At 38.3% G+C, this 18,244-nt stretch carries 15 protein-coding genes; 7 read left to right on the top strand and 8 right to left on the bottom strand.

Annotation, left to right across the window (positions count from 1 at the left end; all coding sequences use genetic code 11):
• Positions 1-54: 54 nt before the first annotated feature.
• Entirely contained in the window at positions 55-963 is a 909-nt protein-coding gene (locus E2K98_RS05005; RefSeq protein WP_133333158.1) for a DMT family transporter, read from the bottom strand.
• A 290-nt stretch (positions 964-1,253) separates the two neighbouring features.
• Entirely contained in the window at positions 1,254-2,318 is a 1,065-nt protein-coding gene (locus tag E2K98_RS05000; RefSeq protein ID WP_133333157.1) for a hypothetical protein, read from the bottom strand.
• A gap of 783 nt (positions 2,319-3,101) precedes the next feature.
• On the opposite strand from E2K98_RS05000, the gene E2K98_RS04995 reads away from it, so the two are divergent.
• A complete protein-coding gene (locus E2K98_RS04995) occupies positions 3,102-3,842 on the top strand; it encodes an SDR family oxidoreductase (protein ID WP_133333156.1) in 741 nt (246 codons plus the stop codon).
• Between the two features lie 84 nt (positions 3,843-3,926).
• Here the strand turns inward: E2K98_RS04995 and E2K98_RS04990 are convergent, their stop codons facing one another.
• Positions 3,927-4,352 (bottom strand): MaoC family dehydratase, encoded by a 426-nt coding sequence (locus E2K98_RS04990; protein WP_133333155.1) that lies wholly within the window; start codon positions 4,350-4,352, stop codon positions 3,927-3,929.
• 368 nt (positions 4,353-4,720) lie between these two features.
• Here E2K98_RS04990 and E2K98_RS04985 point away from each other — a divergent pair, with 368 nt between their 5' ends.
• The 6 genes from E2K98_RS04985 (at position 4,721) to E2K98_RS04965 (ending at position 9,787) form a co-directional block, all read left to right on the top strand.
• On the top strand, positions 4,721-6,112 hold the full coding sequence (locus E2K98_RS04985; protein ID WP_133333154.1) for an amino acid permease: 1,392 nt from the start codon (positions 4,721-4,723) through the stop codon (positions 6,110-6,112).
• An 869-nt stretch (positions 6,113-6,981) separates the two neighbouring features.
• The gene (locus E2K98_RS04980) at positions 6,982-8,064 is read left to right on the top strand and encodes an LLM class flavin-dependent oxidoreductase (protein ID WP_133333153.1); all 1,083 of its coding nucleotides are present in this window, start codon (positions 6,982-6,984) and stop codon (positions 8,062-8,064) included.
• A 451-nt stretch (positions 8,065-8,515) separates the two neighbouring features.
• The gene (locus E2K98_RS30775; protein WP_165976175.1) at positions 8,516-8,701 is read left to right on the top strand and encodes a hypothetical protein; all 186 of its coding nucleotides are present in this window, start codon (positions 8,516-8,518) and stop codon (positions 8,699-8,701) included.
• Positions 8,702-9,192: 491 nt separating this feature from the next.
• Positions 9,193-9,312, top strand: a complete 120-nt coding sequence (locus tag E2K98_RS04975) for a YjcZ family sporulation protein (protein WP_081810731.1) — start codon at positions 9,193-9,195, stop codon at positions 9,310-9,312.
• A 49-nt stretch (positions 9,313-9,361) separates the two neighbouring features.
• A complete protein-coding gene (locus tag E2K98_RS04970; protein ID WP_133333238.1) occupies positions 9,362-9,448 on the top strand; it encodes a YjcZ family sporulation protein in 87 nt (28 codons plus the stop codon).
• 105 nt (positions 9,449-9,553) lie between these two features.
• Positions 9,554-9,787, top strand: a complete 234-nt coding sequence (locus E2K98_RS04965; protein ID WP_133333152.1) for a hypothetical protein — start codon at positions 9,554-9,556, stop codon at positions 9,785-9,787.
• A 31-nt stretch (positions 9,788-9,818) separates the two neighbouring features.
• Here E2K98_RS04965 and E2K98_RS04960 read toward each other — a convergent pair whose 3' ends face one another.
• The 5 genes from E2K98_RS04960 to E2K98_RS04940 all read right to left on the bottom strand — a co-directional run bounded on the left by E2K98_RS04960 (position 9,819) and on the right by E2K98_RS04940 (position 18,242).
• Positions 9,819-10,535: a hypothetical protein gene (locus E2K98_RS04960; RefSeq protein WP_235824717.1), complete on the bottom strand. Its 717-nt coding sequence runs from the start codon at positions 10,533-10,535 to the stop codon at positions 9,819-9,821.
• Positions 10,536-10,792: 257 nt separating this feature from the next.
• A complete protein-coding gene (locus E2K98_RS04955; protein ID WP_133333151.1) occupies positions 10,793-12,259 on the bottom strand; it encodes an aldehyde dehydrogenase family protein in 1,467 nt (488 codons plus the stop codon).
• Between the two features lie 417 nt (positions 12,260-12,676).
• On the bottom strand, positions 12,677-14,485 hold the full coding sequence (locus E2K98_RS04950) for a sigma-54 interaction domain-containing protein (protein ID WP_133333150.1): 1,809 nt from the start codon (positions 14,483-14,485) through the stop codon (positions 12,677-12,679).
• Between the two features lie 246 nt (positions 14,486-14,731).
• Complete coding sequence (locus E2K98_RS04945; protein WP_133333149.1) at positions 14,732-16,174, bottom strand: aldehyde dehydrogenase family protein; 1,443 nt, start codon at positions 16,172-16,174, stop codon at positions 14,732-14,734.
• A gap of 115 nt (positions 16,175-16,289) precedes the next feature.
• A complete protein-coding gene (locus E2K98_RS04940; RefSeq protein ID WP_133333148.1) occupies positions 16,290-18,242 on the bottom strand; it encodes an oxidoreductase in 1,953 nt (650 codons plus the stop codon).
• Positions 18,243-18,244: the final 2 nt, after the last annotated feature.

Raw genomic sequence — 18,244 nt, 5'->3', positions numbered from 1 at the left:
AAATTACCATTTTCATGGGACATTCGTTTTTTATTGCACCCTATTCATACCCTCTCATTGGGCCATCTTTTGTTCATCAAAAGAATCGATTTTTCTTTTGCCGTACCGGACATTTCCACTTATAATACCTCCTAGTATGAGGAATACTCCAATCCACTGAGACCAACTCACGGGTTCCGTCAAAACGAACGAAGACAGGGTAACGGCTACTGGAAGTTCGGAAGCAACTAATATGGTGCCAAGCCCTGGTCCAATATGAGGCATTCCAATTGAAAATAAAAGCGGTGGAAGAGCAACTCCAAATAAACCAAGAAAAAGCCCGTATGGCGCCAAACCCGTTAAGACAGAAAAGTCGAATAGAAATGTTGGTGGATATAATGCAAATACAACGATTAATGCACCGGTAGTAAGAAGAGCACTTTTTAGCACCGGAGGAGTATCTTTCTCAACTGAACCACTCAGAAAAATGAAAGTGGTATGCATGAAAGCAGCAAGCACACCCCAAATCATTCCTTGCCAAGAGAGAGCAGCTCCCTCTTGTGAAATAATATTTGCAGCTAAACCAGAACCAATGAGTAGGATGGATATAGAAACAAGCTTTTCTTTGGACGGCTTTTTCTTATGAAATATCCACTCAAAAAGCGTACCCATCCAAATAAATTGAAATAAAAAAATGATGGCCAATGAAGCATCAAGTGTTTGCAGTGACTGATAATAAAATAAACCTGATAAGCCAACCGGAATTCCGGATACTAGCAGTTTGAAGATTTGTTTAAACGTTACTTTTGCCTTTTTTGTAAACAAAAAAACGATCCAAATCAGCACGGTTCCGAAAAAGAATTGTCCACCTGTTACCTCTGGCGCTGAAAAACCTGCTGAGTAGGCAAGTTTGACAAATGTTGATAATACTCCGTAACAGCATCCACCTAAAAATACAATTAATGCATAATGCCAAAGTTTCAAAATCTTTACCTCCTTTTTTACAATAAGACTCTGTTAAACCTAGTTGTTGATTTCCGCTCCAGGCACTTCGCTTTCCGCTCCAATCAACAAGGTCAAAAAATCAACATTGTCCTTTAACACAGCCTTTACAATAAAAAAAGCCACACAATTACCAATAAGGTAATTGTGTGGCGAAACTAGAGTTACTCTAGAAAAATCCACATCCGAAGACAGGTTTTAATATTCAATTCCATTAAATTTTATAATCAGCCATCATAAATTGTCAACTGCAATAATATGGCCATGTTTCATCATACCTTCCTCAATGCCTTTCGGGAAGGAGAAAGGTCAGATTGTTTTACAAAATTAACAATTAATTGTAGAAACAAAATAGGATCGTCTCTTTCAACAGATTTTGTCCTTCCAGACACTCTGGAAAGACAGGTTTCAGCTTTTTCATTAGATTTTGTCCTTCCAGCCACTCTGGAAAGACAGTTTCCAGCTTCTTCAACAGATTTTGTCCTTCCAGACACTCTGGAAAGACAGTTTTCAGTTTTTTCAACAGATTTTGTCCTTCCAGACACTCTGGATAGACAGTTTCCAGCTTTTTCAACAGATTTTGTCCTTCCAGACACTCTGGAAAGACAGTTTTCAGCTCTTTCATTAGATTTTGTCCTTCCAGACACTCTGGATAGACAGTTTCCAGCTTTTTCAACAGATTTTGTCCTTCCAGACACTCTGGAAAGACAGTTTTCAGCTCTTTCATTAGATTTTGTCCTTCCAGACACTCTGGATAGACAGTTTCCAGCTTTTTCAACAGATTTTGTCCTTCCAGACACTCTGGAAAGACAGGTTTCAGCTTCTTCAACAGATTTTGTCCTTCCAGACACAGGTTTCAGCTTTTTCAACAGATTTTGTCCCTCGAGCAAACTGGAAAGACAGTTTCCAGCTTTTTTATTAGATTTTGTCCTTCCAGACACTCTGGAAGGACAGTTTCCAGCTTCTTCAACAGATTTTGTCCTTCCAGACACAGGTTTCAGCTTTTTCAACAGATTTTGTCCCTCGAGCAAACTGGAAAGACAGTTTCCAGCTTTTTTATTAGATTTTGTCCTTCCAGACACTCTGGAAGGACAGTTTCCAGCTTCTTCAACAGATTTTGTCCTTCCAAACACTCTGGAAAGACAGGTTTCAGCTTCTTCAACAGATTTTGTCCTTCCAGCCACTCTGGATAGACAGTTTCCAGTTTTTTCAACAGATTTTGTCCTTCCAGACACTCTGGATAGACAGTTTCCAGCTTTTTCATTAGATTTTGTCCTTCCAGACACTCTGGAAAGACAGTTTCCAGCTTCTTCAACAGAGTTTGTCCTTCCAGACACTCTGGATAGACAGTTTCCAGTTTTTTCAACAGAGTTTGTCCTTCCAGACACTCTGGATAGACAGTTTCCAGCTTTTTCATTAGATTTTGTCCCTCCAGACACTCTGGATAGACAGGTTTCAGCTTTTTCAACAGAGTTTGTCCTTCCAGCACTCTGGAAAGACAGTTTCCAGCTTTTTCATTGGTTTTTGTCCTTCTAACTCTCTGGAAAGACAGAACAAATTGAACGAGATGAGGAGGATATGGAGCATTATCTTTTGTTAAATTTTTATAAATAATGTAAACATTTTTCCTAGTGGATAGTAACTATAATTATTTATTTGTATAATCTTTAAAAATACTCGAATGGAGATGAATAAGATGGAACATCCTCTTTTGGAACCGTCACCAATAATTGAAGAGGTCAAAAAGAAACCTTCATCAACTAGAGTTTTAAGGAATGCAATAACGATTTCGCTCGTAATAATTTCATTGTTTATTGATGTCATTATGGTTATTACCAATATGAGTAGAATAACAAGTATCGGATTAGGAATTATATCAATATTTATTTTTTGGCTTTCCTTGGATAATTACTACGAAAAGTGCCCCAAATTGCATGGAAAAACTGACCACTCCCATCACTAAAGCAGTACACCAAATAGACGGTTCTCATGGTTCAAATAACAAGCCCGGTCCCATGTTCACTCTTGAAAGTGTTAAACTGATGATAGCCAAAAATCCGTTATCCCGGGCGATTTTTTTGGCTGACCCATAATAGTATTAAGAAAGGATGTTATCCAGAATGTCTACGATTCAAGATAGAGTGGTGATCATTACAGGCGCCTCCAGCGGAATTGGGGAAGCGACCGCAAAAGAACTTGCATCAAAAGGGGCGAAGTTGGTACTGGCGGCTCGACGTGAAGATCGTCTAAAGAAACTGCAAGAAGAGATTCAAAGAAATGGCGGACAAGCTACATACAAGGTGACAGATGTGACTTCGCATGAACAAATGGAAGAGTTAGCGGAGTATACTCTGAAAGAGTTTGGGAAAATCGATGTCTTAGTGAATAATGCAGGCGTAATGCCTCAATCATTCCTCTATAAGAAAAAAATTGAAGAATGGAATACAATGATTGATGTCAATATTAAAGGCGTACTTTATGGAATAGCGGCTTGCCTTCCATCCATGAGAGAAAGAAAATCGGGTCATATTATTAATCTTTCTTCCGTTGCCGGATACGGAGTATGGCCAGCTAGTTCAGTTTATAGTGCTACCAAATCTGCCGTACGTGCCATTACGGAAGGTCTCCGCAAAGAAGAGTTTCGCAACAATATTCGTACAACCATTATCTCGCCAGGAGCGATTAGCACCGAATTAACAGAAACGATTACAGAACCTAAACTAAAAGCGGCATTCGATGAACTGTACAAAGGTGCGATTGAAGCCGAAAATATTGCCCGTGCGATTAGCTTCACCATTGAACAACCAGCAGACGCAGCTGTAAGTGAGATGATTGTTCGGCCTGCTCAACAAGAGTTGTAGGTTCCACAGGGACGGTTCTCTTGGTCTATTTTATAAATTTCTTGGAATAAAAAAGCCGGCAGAACCGTCCCCTCGGTCTCCCCTTCATCGCTCCATCAATGTGGACATCTCGCCCTCAAAAACTTTTTCTTCTTTATCATTGAATGTAGATAATTGTAACGTAAGAATCCCCGTTTGATTTTTCATTGCTTTTTTATCCATAACCTTACAAATGACTTGCAATTCATCTCCAGGATACACGGGCTTCATAAATTTAAGATGATTCATCTGTGTTCCTGCAATGATATCGTCCCCATAGATTCCTTCTTCCACCAAAAGCTTAAATGAAATGGCTAGCGTATGGATACCGGAAGCAATGATTCCCTGAAACCTTCCCTGATTTGCCCTTTCCTCATCCAAATGCATATATTGAGGGTCATATTCCGCTGCAAACCTCATAATATCCTCTTTTGTTAATTTGAATAATTTTGTTTTATAAACCTGCCCAACTGTAAATTCATCTAATTTCATTTATACCCCTCTATTCGATCATTGTAGTACTTGTTTATCTTAGCATTAATTACTACAAGTGAAAAAGGTATGAAAGATTGATTGAGATTGGCTTAATCAAGAAATAAGGTACTGGATTATAGAATTTTAATCAAATTTTAATAATTGGTAAAACCTATGTAAAATATCTTCGATTCCACAGGGACGGTTCTCATGCTCAAAAAAAAAGCCAGCAGAACCGTCCTCATGGTCTTTAGAAAATATTGATTTTTTCCAAAATAAATTATATTATTAATTTCGTTGTGAAATTCGACAAAAATCGCTATGATTCTTATTTGTTCATTTTATCAGAATATTTAGTTGATTTTGATTTGAGGAGGAACTATCATATGGATTTGTTTAGAAAAAAATCCATTCAAGATTTAATAAAAGAGTCAGGAAGAAAAGAGGTTTCATTAAAGAAAGAGTTAGGCGCCTTTGACTTAACGATGCTCGGAATTGGCGCCATTGTTGGAACTGGAATTTTTGTTCTGACCGGGGTCGCCGCAGCCCAACATGCAGGTCCAGCCCTAGTCCTATCCTTTATTATTTCTGGGCTCGTCTGTGTGTTCGCTGCCCTTTGCTATGCAGAGTTTGCTTCTACGGTACCCGTATCAGGCAGTGCTTACACCTATAGTTATGCCACTTTTGGCGAAATTATCGCCTGGATCCTAGGCTGGGATTTAATTCTCGAATATGGATTTGCCAGTGCTTCTGTTGCCAGCGGATGGTCGGGTTACTTTCAAGGTTTAATTGCCGGATTTGGGATCCACTTTCCTAAAGCCATCTCGAGCGCATATGACCCGGCACATGGTACGTATATAGATGTACCAGCCATTTTAATCACTCTGATCGTCGCATTCATGTTAACAAGAGGAGCAAAAGAATCAGCACGTTTTAATGCCATCATGGTAATTATAAAAATATTGGTTGTTCTCCTATTTCTTGGTGTCGGTGCATGGTATGTGAAGCCTGCTAACTGGACTCCTTTTATGCCGTTCGGATTCTCAGGGGTAACAGCTGGAGCTGCAACAGCCTTCTATGCCTATATTGGTTTTGACGCAGTCTCAACAGCAGCGGAAGAAGTAAAAAACCCACAGCGCAATATGCCAATTGGAATTATTGCATCCCTGATCGTCTGTACGATTCTATATGTGGCAGTATCAGCGGTATTAACAGGAATTGTTCCCTATCAATTACTTGATGTAAAAAATCCTGTCGCATTTGGACTTAATTACATTCATCAGGACTGGATTGCTGGTTTCATCTCCCTTGGAGCCATTGCTGGGATTACAACCGTTCTAATCGTCATGGTTTATGGACAAACCCGCTTGTTTTATTCCATCAGCCGAGATGGACTGCTTCCAAAGGCTTTTTCAAAAATAAATAAGAAAACGAAAACACCGGTTGTAAATACGTGGATTACCTTTGTTCTCGTTTCTATTTTTTCTGGCTTAATCCCACTTGGTAAGCTGGCTGAATTAACGAATATCGGCACGCTATTTGCGTTCATGTCCGTTTCGATCGGCATTTTGTTTTTACGTAAAAAACAAGGTCCGCCAAAACAAGGTTTCCGCGTTCCGTTTGTACCATGGATTCCAATCCTAGCCTTCCTATCCTGCGGATATTTAGTCCTGCAACTTCCATCCATAACATGGATCAGTTTCATCGTATGGCTATTGATTGGTTTAATTATTTACTTTAGCTATGGAAAAAGACATTCAGCATTGGGCAAAGAATAAAAAGCTCCATTCATCATGATTGTAACGGTAAATGAAGACTTTTCCTTTCTAGTAATCAATGGAGTTCATCATAAAAGCCGAGAGGCTAATGGCTCCTACCAGAAAAAAGATACATTATTTCTGGTAGGAGTCATTTTTTTTGTAAAACTTTTGAAATTTGCTGGGGGTGATTCATGGTACGGTTTCACTCGGAGGGGCGCTTGGGGCTGTACCAAGGCAAGGAACTCTTTATTGTCCTGACATTTATGCATATCCTGTCCACTTATGTATAAAATGAAGTGCAGGGGCAAGTTCTGGAGTCTACGATTCTTTTCTATCAGTCTGCAATTTTTTATTTTGCTGCAGCAGCAAATCTAATCTACGAACAAGCATTTCCTTCTTTTTTTTCTTCTCTAACACTTTACTTTTAATATTTAATGACATAGTTGCACCTCAAAAACGTTTAAATTTAGAATTTTAATTATTAAAGACATAGATAGGTTATGTAATCTTAAAAAAGTTTACTTTTTTTATAGGAAGATTACCTCATTGTCTTGCTTAATGTGATCGGACTTTTTGCTTAACGCTTATATCATTCGACATAATTCTTGTTTTTTTGTACTTAGTCTTTAAAAAATATCCTCTATAAGGAATAGACTTTCCCAAATATTTCAAAATCAACATCCTTTTTTTCTTACCAATAGGATTTATACCGTAGGCAGAAGGTCGTTTTAGAGGATGAAGATTGGTTCCTCTAACCTTGCGTAACCATTTAAAATTTACTTTTTTTAATCATTTAAAGTGGATTGGCCAAAAAATCATCATATACATATTTAAAAGCGGATGAATAAGTTCCGCGCGGACCCAATAACCTTTGTTGGAGGAGACCTATGGGGAAAGAGATCAAATTAAATGATTCTGGATTTGAAATGGGTATTTATACTTTTGGGGAACTACTTAGAGATCCCTATACTGGTCAAATCATAAATGCAAAACAACGTATAAATGAGATTGTAGAGGCAGCCAAGCTGGCAGATGATGCGGGACTGGATGTGTTTGGGATTGGTGAGCACCATCGTTTAGATTTCGCTGTATCCTCACCACCGGTTTTATTAGCGGCTATCGCTCAAGTTACCCGTCAAATTAAGTTAATCAGTGCAACGACTATTTTAAGTACAGCAGATCCGGTCCGATTATTTGAGGACTTTGCAACATTAGATATTATTTCAAATGGTCGTGCAGAAATAGTCGCAGGAAGAGGGGCGTTTTTAGAATCATTTGCACTGTTCGGCTATAGCTTGGATGACTATGATCATTTATTCGCAGAGAAGATAGATCTATTATTAAAACTAAATGAGAATGAGCACGTTACTTGGAAAGGTCAGTTCCGCTCGGAGCTTAAAGGCGCGGAGATTGCTCCTAGGCCCATTCAACAGGGAATCCCCGTTTGGATTGGTGTTGGAAGTTCACAAGAAAGTGCAGAACGAGCAGGCAGGCTGGGACAAGGGCTAATGTTAGCGGTGCTAGGAGGAGACCCTGGCTATTTTAAGCCAATCGTTGAGGCCTACCGGCGTGAAGGATTAAAGGCAGGACATATTCCAGCAAAACTTAAGGTGGCAGTTGGTGGACATGGTTATCTTAGTAAAACATCACAACAGGCGAAAAAAGAATTCTATCCTTATTATACCAATTACTTCAAGTCTTATATGAAAAACGGGATGCTACATAATATCACTGAAGCTGATTTTGAGCAAATGGTTAGTCCAAATAACAGCTTGTTCGTCGGGAGTCCCCAAGAAATGATTGAAAAAATTCTCCGACAGTATGAATTGTTCGGGCATCAACGCTTTCTAGCTCAAATGGACATTGGTGGTGTTCCGTTTAATCAGGTGGCTAAAAGCATAGAGCTATTTGCCACGGAGGTAGCTCCGGTGGTTCGCAAGGAAATTAAAAAAGGCTGCAAAAAGGAGTAGTACCAGCGAAGCGACCACCACCAGCAATTCGTTATTTCAGTTTAATCCTTCTAACATGCATACCCCCGTCCTTTTGGATGGGGGTATTATAAAATGTTCCTTATTTATGCTTTGAATTTTTTAAAGCGAATGCAAATACGATTAAAAACTTTTTCTTAGTCGGTGTCCCCACTATAAAATCTAACCATCCTATATTAGGCTGGACCATAACCGATCGCATGAGCAATGATAACCGCTATAAGTGGGACAAAAATAGAATGACAGTACATGGAAAAATCACAAATGTAATCATTAAAAAGGATAAGGTTTCGTTTAATAAAAAAAAGTCATCCTTTGTAGGTAATAACCTAATTTGAATATTGATAAGCTCTTTTCTAGTTACAGACCATAACATGAAGCAGGTTAGACAATTCCCTTTAAAAATGCAGGTGAAAATCTATGTATCATCCTTATGGAACAGGTCATATACCATATCCTTTTATTGGAACCCACATGGGATACGGATATCCATTGTCATTGTACCATCACTACCATCCACAACATCCTTTGTTCACTTTGGACATCACTTTCCGTATTTTGCTGTGCCCATTCAGGCGCCGGTTCGATTCTTGAATTAGAAATCACTGCATTAACATGAGTTTATTCCATACCATTGGTCATGTATTCTTTTATTAAGCAGAAAGTATTAAACATACAAAAAAGCCCAAGTTGGGCTTTTTTGATTGAGATTACTCTAACAAATCTTTGCGTTAAGGAAGAACATGGGTTTTCGGCTACACTCTAGACTATGCAATCGTTTAAATGAGTATCCAACCGATTAAGCCTATTTTGAGAAATTTTTATTTAAGAACAGACCAAGAATTAATTCTTTAATATCAGCCCTTGTCCATGCCATTTTATGATCTTGTACATATATTATGATTACCACCAGCGTAGAACCAACATATTCTACATTACCTTCTTTTCATGAAAGAGCGTTTGCCTATAAAGGCAGACGTTCTTTGCATTTTTAGGAAAATCGTATATTTTTCGATACCAATATGATAGTTGTCCAAGCCACTTTTGTTTTATGAAATATGATACATAGTGAAAGTTCTATTTAAGATCTTCTAACAGGTGGTGATCATTATGTGCTTTGGATACGGTGGTTATGGCTATGGCGGTGGTTTTTACGGAGGCAGTACATTTGTTTTAATCGTAGTATTATTTATCCTTTTAATTATTGTTGGTACTGCTTTTGTTTATTAATGACCAATACACGTTCTGGTGTAAAGAATCAATGCTGGAGGTGTAATAAATGAGCGGGCATGGAAATAATTTTGCGTTAATCGTTGTACTATTCATTCTCCTTATCATCGTTGGTGCATCCTTTATGTTCTACTAATAAGATGGATGGAGTAGGAAAAAGGCCCTTTTTATCGGGCCTTTTTTTCTCTTGCTTTCGGACTCTCTACCGGCATTCCCTGCTGGCTTTAGTATGCGGAAATAGATGAAATATGGATTAGCCAACCAAATGGTTAAAACCAACACCATTCTTTACGAATCGACTGCTACCGACGCTTATTTTTTTAATCAAACGTTTGATATAAACCGGGACAAAGCCTTTTGGAAAACGAACATCGTCAAGTTTCCGGGGAAATTTTTTGTCGATAAATCGTACCAAAACAGCGCTTATCATATTAGTGATGAAAATTCACTTGCAAGAAATATTCCCTCCGAATGAGTAAAACTTTTCTTTATCCAATCACCTATTATTATTCTTCTAAAAGTGCATAATAACGTTCTCCTGTCACACTACTCTTAGGAGAAAGCAAATTTAAGGCTGTCTCTAAATCGATTTTCCGATAAGTTTCAGTTACTCGACCATTAATCATTAATTTTTTCCGATATTCTAATATACCATCAACAACATCTTTTGAGAGCTCCTTTGAATTTTGAAGACTATCGAAAACACATTTTTCAGCAGCCTCACAACTAGTTATTTTCACATCAGAGTCTTTTACATTTCCAGTAGGAGAGTATGCTAAAGCGGTAATTATTTGATGTTTAGCAGCACTCACTGTTTCTCTCAAAAAGTTTGCTTTAACTGGTGGAATATCTTCTACAAGCAATCTAGTAATCCCCCGGTCATTAATGGCTCCGAGAATCTGTTCGGGTTCATCTTCGACCACAACTTCCTTGTGTGGCGGCCAAATATCAAGATAATAATAACTAGATTGTTTTTTTCCAACATGAAAAATATAGAACTGAGGATAAATGACAAGTTGGTCAGGCTTAAACCCAAGCTGAGGTCGGAAGAAATCATAGAACCGGGCTACAGCTGACATAAGAAGTGCACTGGCCCCGATTCCGCCTGCTGTTTCCCTTACTACCACACCAATACGATCATACTCATTAAATCCTTCAAAAATTTCTTCCAATAAAGCACTCTGTCCCTTTACCTCGATATCAAAGTCATTAGAACCCATCATATTCCTGGTATGTATTTTAAACACCCCCACTTCATTTTTAGAAACTAAAAAAATATATAAAACACTAAGAATAATATTTTCGAAATTGAATGTTCGGTGTGAGAGGAATTAGTCCTGCTAGTTCATTAATTATCATAAGGCTTCAAATGGATAGAAAAGATAGTAGAACGGCGGGCCAGTCAAGGGAAACAACTGACCACTTCCATTCTACTTCCTAGTTTGCTATGGAGTATTGATCATGCTTTTTGTACAAAAGATTATTTCCGCTTTGCTTTTGTTGGATCAAATGTAATCTGTTTCACCTCTGTTAAATGTTGGAATACCCATTGGCTTAAAATCCTTCCATTCCCGCTATTCTTCATGCCGCCAAATGGTGCTAGGAAATCCCAATAATTCGTGCTTTCATTTATATGAACCGTTCCATGTTCGAGATTATCTGCCATATACCAGGCATCTGCTAGGCCAGATGTAAATACTGAAGAGGTAAGCCCATATGGTGTGTCATTGGCAATCTCCACTGCCTCTTCTCTAGTTTTAAATTTAATAATTGGTGCTATTGGGCCAAAGGTTTCTTCTTTTCCTAAAAGCATAGACTGATTTGCATTAACGAGGATTGTTGGTTCATAATATAAACCACTGTGATTCCCACCATAAACGACTTTTGCACCTTTATTGACAGCATCCTTTATATGTTCATTCATTTTATCTACTACTGGTTGGCCCGATAATGGTCCCATTTCTGTACCATCTTCTAAAGGGTTACCTAAACGAACTTTTTTAGTTCTTTCAACTAATAAATCAACAAACTCATCGTGTATACTTTCATGAACTAAGATTCGTTCAGCTGCTGTACACACTTGGCCGGCATTATAAAAACAACCATTAATTGCAGCTTCTACAGCTTCCTCTAAATTTGCATCTTCCATAACAATTTGAGGTCCGTTACCGCCTAACTCTAAAAGAGTTCTCTTTAACCCAGCAGCTTGGGCGATCTTTTCACCTACAGCAGCACTTCCTGTAAAGCAAACCCCACGTACATCTTCATGAGTTACAATTCGGTTTCCAACGTCCCCTTTTCCTTGAACTAAATTAACTACCCCTGGTGGAAAACCTGCTTCATCAAATAGCCTAATCAGCAATTCAGTGCTAAATGGGGTAATTTCAGATGGTTTAAACACTACAGTATTTCCCACTGCCAATGCATAAGGGATAAGTTCAGCTGATAGAGATACCGGGAAATTCCATGGTGTGATTACGCTTACAACTCCGATTGGAGCATGGGTGATATGAATTCTTTTATTATTTGTTCTTTCAAAAGTACTTGGCAGTGTAGACCCTCTAAATCTTTGGACTTCTCCAATCGCATGTTCAAAGTTAGAGATACCAAGTTCATAGACTTCTTCACGAGCCTCTGTGATTGTTTTTCCCATTTCTAACGTAATATAGCGGGCCATCTCTTCCCCATATTTTGTTCTTCCGAGCTCTTCCGCTTTCTTAAGTAAATCTAATTTATCTAATAATGGAACATTTGCCCACTCTTTCTGAGCCTCTTTTGCACTTTTAATAGCTAAATTCACTTGTTCGATTGAGCTATTTCTGTAGTTACCGATAATTTCTCCATTTACAGGACTAACAACTTCAACAAGTTCTCCTTCACCATCCATCCACATCCCGTTAATATACGTTTTTGCATTCAAAATAGCCTTAGAGACTGTTTTTTCCATAAAAAAATTCCTCCTAATTTATTAGTTTTATAGTTAAATCTTCATTAAGTAGTACAAACTTTATAAATGCAATTTTTATGCCACTTTTTCAAAAATCAAAGAAAACTGCTGGACATATAGTAATATTGAGGTCTTCTAGGAAAGTTTTTTAAATTTCAGGAATTTATTGTAAGATTCTACAAATTATGCGGAAAAAATCGAACCTATTAAGCATCTATTGATGCAATAAAGGTTCGATATACTAATAGATGATGATATCATTTACGGAACCTGCCATCGCTTTATTCATGTCAACCACAAAGTGGACTTAAAAAAATGAATTACATTCTACAATGAACAATCGATGCAAAATGTGTTCAACCAAACTTACCCTTTCTATACTCCTATATTTGGAGGTCACTGATAAACAATCCCTTTTTACAAGCCGGAAAACTCTTCTTCATTACTTAAATTTAAATTATATTTATGTGTTTTCCGAATAATTGTCGTCTGATTCACTTCTAGTATTCTAGCCATTTTACGGGAGGTTTTGTACTTTTCCTGTGCCCTTTTTAGAAGCTGACGTTCCGTTTCTTCCACAGCTATTTTTAGCGGAAGAATACCAGATACGGTTACCCTTGGCGTTGTTTTCTCCTGCGTTTTTACAATATAAGAGGGTAAATCGATTTCATAAATCACTGCTCCCCTGGCAGTCACGATTAATTGTTCGATAAGGTTTTCAAGCTCCCTCACATTCCCGCCCCACTCATAGCCATTTAAAAGATTGATTGCCTCGTCGTCGATCATAATAGAGTGTTCATACTTATCATTAAACTTTTTAAGAAAATATTCTATTAGCAAGGTTATATCTTCTACACGCTCGCGTAAAGGTGGTACGGTGATTGGAACCACATAAAGCCGATAGTACAGATCCTCTCGGAAAAGATTATCCTTTACTCTCTGCTTGAGATTTTTATTGGTTGCAGAAATAATCCGGATGTCCACTTTTATTTCCTTGGTACCACCAACCGGGATGAAGGTTTTTTCCTGTACGAGCTGCAAAAGCTTGACTTGCAGGTCCATTGGTAGTTCCCCTATTTCGTCTAAAAACAAAGTCCCCCCATCCGCTTGTTTTACTAGGCCGATTTTCCCGCTTTTGTTAGCCCCTGTAAAAGATCCGGGCTCGTACCCGAATAATTCCGCCTCAATTAAGGAAGGAGATATAGCACCACAGTTTATTTGTACAAAATTCCGATCATTTCTTCTGCTTTTATCGTGGATAAGGCGAGCCAATAAATTCTTTCCCACTCCTGATTCCCCTTCAATTAACACAGAAGAATCAGTTGGGGACACCTTTTCAATAAGTTCAATAATAGAGAACATTTTTTCGGAACGCGTATTCAGCCTTTCCAAAAGGGGATTTGATTGAAAATCAGATAGTAATTGTTTTTGACGATCAATAACAGAATTGGCATAAGCAATTTGATTGCGCAACTTGACAAGTTCCGATATATCTCTCGAATTAATAATAATGAGACTAATCTCTCCTTTATCATTAAAAACCGGCTTTCCAGTAGCCAAAACCGTTGTTCCATTGGTATAAGTCTGCTGGCGAGACACTATTTTCTTGGTTTTAATCACTTCAAGACTAACGGAGTTTTCAACGAGACCTTGGTTAACAAGTTCCCTAACGTTCTTTCCTATAAAGAGTTCCGGTGGGAAACCCGTAATTTTTTTAGAAATTTCACTGACGAATAATGTGTTTCCTTGTCCATCAGTGACAAAAATTTCATCATAGGAGGAATCAAGGATGCATTTTAACTGATTGACCTGCTGACGAAGTGAATCCATCTCTCTATTTAATAAATCAACATTATTTAGGAGAGAATTATTATGCTGGCGTAGGGCGGTAGTTTCAATTTCCAAGCTGCTATATACCCTATATACATCCAGAGAATCCCGCAAAATAAAGTACTCCACATCAGGATTCGTGCCTGCTTCAGAAATAAGCATTTCCTCATTTTCAATCATGATAAAACGATCGTTAAAACAGCCACTTATTTCGGATTCCCAGCCTTTTACCGCGACATGTTTCCAAAAGCTCATTTCATCTACGATCCCCTGAACCCCTTCTTGGCTATCTACAAGGATATAAAGAAAATTTGACACATCTAGGAATTGCTTTAAGTTTTTACAAAGTTGTCCCTTGAAGGTACGTAATGGTAAAGCAGTTTTAAATTTAATCATCCAATACCACCATTAGAAAGTTTTTTTAAAATAAGATTCCTTATCGCCCATTTCATTTAACTAATCAGATTTTTCTGTTAACTGAACACAATTTGCATCTTTATTCTAACATAATTATCACAACATTACTAATATTAATAATTTTCAATATACTTTAAAATAAATGATCTCTATCTGCACAAAAAAGAGATTGTTATCCAATCTCTAAATTATGATGTTCATAACTTACATCGATATTTTGGTCAACTATAATTGATCAACATATATGGTTTTCACTTGAGTATAAAACTCAATGGCAGTTTTCCCTTGTTCTCTCGGTCCATAACTGGAATTTTTCACCCCTCCAAATGGCACTTGCGGCTCAGCACCTGTGGTTTCTGAATTCACATGAACCATACCTACTTCTATCTCATCAATAAATTCTTGGGCTAGGCTAAGATTATTCGTACAAAGGGATGCACTAAGTCCAAATTCTGTATCGTTTGCAAACCGGATGGCCTCGTGATAGTCCTTTGCTTTTAAAAGTACAATGACAGGTCCAAAAATCTCTTCTCGAGCAATACGCGCTTCTTGAGAATCAATTTCAAATATGGTCGGCTGTATATAAAAGCCTTGCTGAAGATTTGGATTTTGCAGTGTTTCTCCCCCGTAAAGTAATAATCCTTCCTGTTTTCCTGCTTTAATTAATGAAAGTACTGTTTCTTGCTGTGAATGGGAAACACACGGTCCCATAAAGGTATCTTTTTCTAAGGGATTTCCTACTTTAAGTGACATTGTCTGTTCGATTAATCTAGTCCGAAATTCGTCATAAATTTTTTCTTCTATGATGACTCGACTGGTAGCAGTACATTTCTGACCCGTTGATAGAAATGCTCCTTTAATGGCTAGGTCAACCGCCTTGTCAATATTTGCATCTGCCAACACAATTAATGGGTTTTTCCCGCCCATTTCTAATTGCACTTTTTTCCCAGTGCTAATAGCCAGTTCCTTAATCCCATTTCCAACTTTATTTGATCCGGTAAAAGATATTGCTTTAATATCAGGATTTTTGACAAGCTCCGTTCCAATGACCCTACCACTTCCAAACACGCAGTTAATGACTCCCGGTGGTATGCCTGCTTCATGAAATGCACTTATTACATGATAAACCGATTTAGGCGTCAGGTCGGCAGATTTCATCACGACTGTGTTTCCGTAAATGAGAGCAGGTGCCAGCTTCCATACCGGTATAGCTATTGGGAAATTCCAAGAAGTAATCAATCCAACAGGTCCTAATGGTATTCTCTTAGTATAAATCAGTGTTTTCTCATTGGATGAAGGAATTACACTGCCAATCGATTGGGCAGATTCTCCCGCGAAAAATTCCAGAATACTTATAGCTCGCTGTGTTTCTCCTATACCTTCAGCTATTGTTTTTCCTTCTTCTAACGTTAAGTCATAACCTATTTCTTCTACTTTATCTTTCAAAATTGCTGCTGCTGCCAATAGATAGGATGCCCGTTGCTTATAAGATAGGCTTTTCCATAATGAAAAAGCACCTTTTGCTGAGGCAATCGCCCTCTGCGCATCTTCTACTGAACTAGCAGGAAATTCCCCCAGTTCCCGGCCATCAATTGGACTTGAATTTGTATTGTAAGATCCGGAAAATGGTTCTACCCACTCGCCATTAATGTAATTTAAATAACGCATACATTTTACTCCTTTACATACTTTCTATATGATTCAGTAACATTAAACTATTAATCTATCCAATTTTAATTTATAAGATTCGTTATTCCCCATGAGAATGGGGCTTCTCATTTGTCTATAAATTAGCGGCTACTTCAAATCCTTCAAGAATTGCTTCTTCAACCGTTCGAGGCAACATGCAATCCCCAATACGATGAAGACTTGGTACGGATCCCTTTAATTGATAATAAATGTCTACAACTTGTTGGTTTCCTGTGGCAAGCACCAGCGTATCTACTTGATTCCTTACCAACATTTGCCCAGTATAAATGTTTTCAAATGTAATATTTGCTGCTTCTACCCTATGAAGATTGTATTGTGGTGTCATTTTCACTTCTAATAAATGCAGTTTGGACAGCATCACATCTCGTACATACTGTTGAAGACCATATCCAACTTGATAACAAGCACTGATTAACTCCACTTCATGTCCTTGCTCAGCTAAATATAAAGCTACACCTATACCTGGCATGTCACCTTTCCAATCAGCTACAATAACCTTTTTTCCAACCGGTTCTTTTTTCATCAACACATCCCAAGCCGTTATTACGCTTGGAAGATGAATACCGGAAACATTCGGAATATAGGGGGTTGCTCCAGTTGCCACGATCACTTCATCAGGCTGATGCGAGAGAATTAATTCTTTGGTTACATTCGTATTTGTTTTTACAACAACACGGTGATAGGCCAGCTCACGCTTTAGATTAGCTACCAGCTCCCCAAACTCTTCACGTCCAGGTATTTTGCGTGCTAATTTCACCTGTCCCCCCAATTCTTCTTCTTTCTCAAATAAAGTAACTTTATGGCCTCTTTCCGCTGCAATAACAGCTGCTTTCATCCCCGATGGACCTCCGCCAATAACAATTACCGTTTTGATATTTTTGGCCTTTGACATATGAGCGAATTGCAACTCTCTGCCGGTAACGGGATTTTGAATACACGTTATGGGTAAATCATTATGCATATGTCCAATACACCCTTGGTTGCACCCAATACAATACCGAATTTTCTCCATCTCTTCCCTCATTGCCTTATTAGGCATGTGAGGGTCACAAATAAGAGAACGGGTCATTCCCACCATATCTGCCTGCCCGCTTTCCAAAACCTTTTCACCCATGACAGGATCATTGATTCTTGAATTCACGAATACAGGTGTAGATAATAATTCCCTCATCTTCCCTGAATAAGCTGAAAAATGTGCTGGAGGGACAGGGGATGGCGGCGCAATAAAAATAGAGCTCATAAGTGTGGCAGAGCTTCCTCCGGTTAAGTTAAAGTAGTCTAATCCTCCAATTTCCTTTTCGATATACACCAGTATTTCTTTTACCTCCTCAAAAGTAGAACCATTTGTCTCATAATCATCTACACTCACACGCATACCAACTGCTATTTCACTTCCTACTTTTTGCCGAATACCCTCAATGATTTCTTTTAAGAAACGCAGCCGATTTTCAAATGATCCACCATATTGATCGGTTCGCAGGTTAAGTCTCGAAGACCAAAATTGGCTGATAAGATAACCATGTGAAGCGACAATTTCTACCCCGTCCAGTCCGCCTTTTTTTACCCTTTCCGCCGTTTCCACATAACCATTTATAATCTCTTGTATTTCTTCTACTTCTAGTTCCTTGGGCATTACCCGAAATCGATCATTTGGAATCGAAGAAGGGGCTACTGCTATGGCCCCCCCTGAAGGGAATACTTCTCTTCCCGGATGGAATAGTTGGACAAACATTTTAGTTCCATGGGGATGAACAGCTTCTGCTAATTTTTTATAATAAGGGAGCATCTCATCCGTATAAGCCATAATCGTATGCGAGGTAAACGCAGCCGTCCAATGGACAGCATTTGCCTCTATTACAATTAACCCAGCGCCTCCCTTTGCTCTTTCTTCGTGATAGGCAATGAATTGGTCGGTAGGTAAGTTATCTTTAACAAAAGTGGTCATGTGCCCAGTACTCAATATCCTATTTTTAATCCAGTGTGGACCAATTTTTATCGGTGTGAACAGATACTTAAATTGAGACATAG

The sequence above is a fragment of the Bacillus salipaludis genome (assembly GCF_004358205.1).
This window is presented reverse-complemented; position numbering and strand designations above follow the sequence as displayed.

Coding starts and splice junctions, on each gene's coding strand:
- E2K98_RS04970 (WP_133333238.1), top strand. CDS start 9,362: ATGAGCGGGCATGGAAATAATTTTGCGTTAATCGTTGTACTATTCATT.
- E2K98_RS04975 (WP_081810731.1), top strand. CDS start 9,193: ATGTGCTTTGGATACGGTGGTTATGGCTATGGCGGTGGTTTTTACGGA.
- E2K98_RS30775 (WP_165976175.1), top strand. CDS start 8,516: ATGGAACAGGTCATATACCATATCCTTTTATTGGAACCCACATGGGAT.
- E2K98_RS04995 (WP_133333156.1), top strand. CDS start 3,102: ATGTCTACGATTCAAGATAGAGTGGTGATCATTACAGGCGCCTCCAGC.
- E2K98_RS04990 (WP_133333155.1), bottom strand. CDS start 4,352: ATGAAATTAGATGAATTTACAGTTGGGCAGGTTTATAAAACAAAATTA.
- E2K98_RS04960 (WP_235824717.1), bottom strand. CDS start 10,535: ATGATGGGTTCTAATGACTTTGATATCGAGGTAAAGGGACAGAGTGCT.
- E2K98_RS04980 (WP_133333153.1), top strand. CDS start 6,982: ATGGGGAAAGAGATCAAATTAAATGATTCTGGATTTGAAATGGGTATT.
- E2K98_RS04965 (WP_133333152.1), top strand. CDS start 9,554: ATGAAATATGGATTAGCCAACCAAATGGTTAAAACCAACACCATTCTT.
- E2K98_RS04940 (WP_133333148.1), bottom strand. CDS start 18,242: ATGTCTCAATTTAAGTATCTGTTCACACCGATAAAAATTGGTCCACAC.
- E2K98_RS04985 (WP_133333154.1), top strand. CDS start 4,721: ATGGATTTGTTTAGAAAAAAATCCATTCAAGATTTAATAAAAGAGTCA.
- E2K98_RS04950 (WP_133333150.1), bottom strand. CDS start 14,485: ATGATTAAATTTAAAACTGCTTTACCATTACGTACCTTCAAGGGACAA.
- E2K98_RS04945 (WP_133333149.1), bottom strand. CDS start 16,174: ATGCGTTATTTAAATTACATTAATGGCGAGTGGGTAGAACCATTTTCC.
- E2K98_RS04955 (WP_133333151.1), bottom strand. CDS start 12,259: ATGGAAAAAACAGTCTCTAAGGCTATTTTGAATGCAAAAACGTATATT.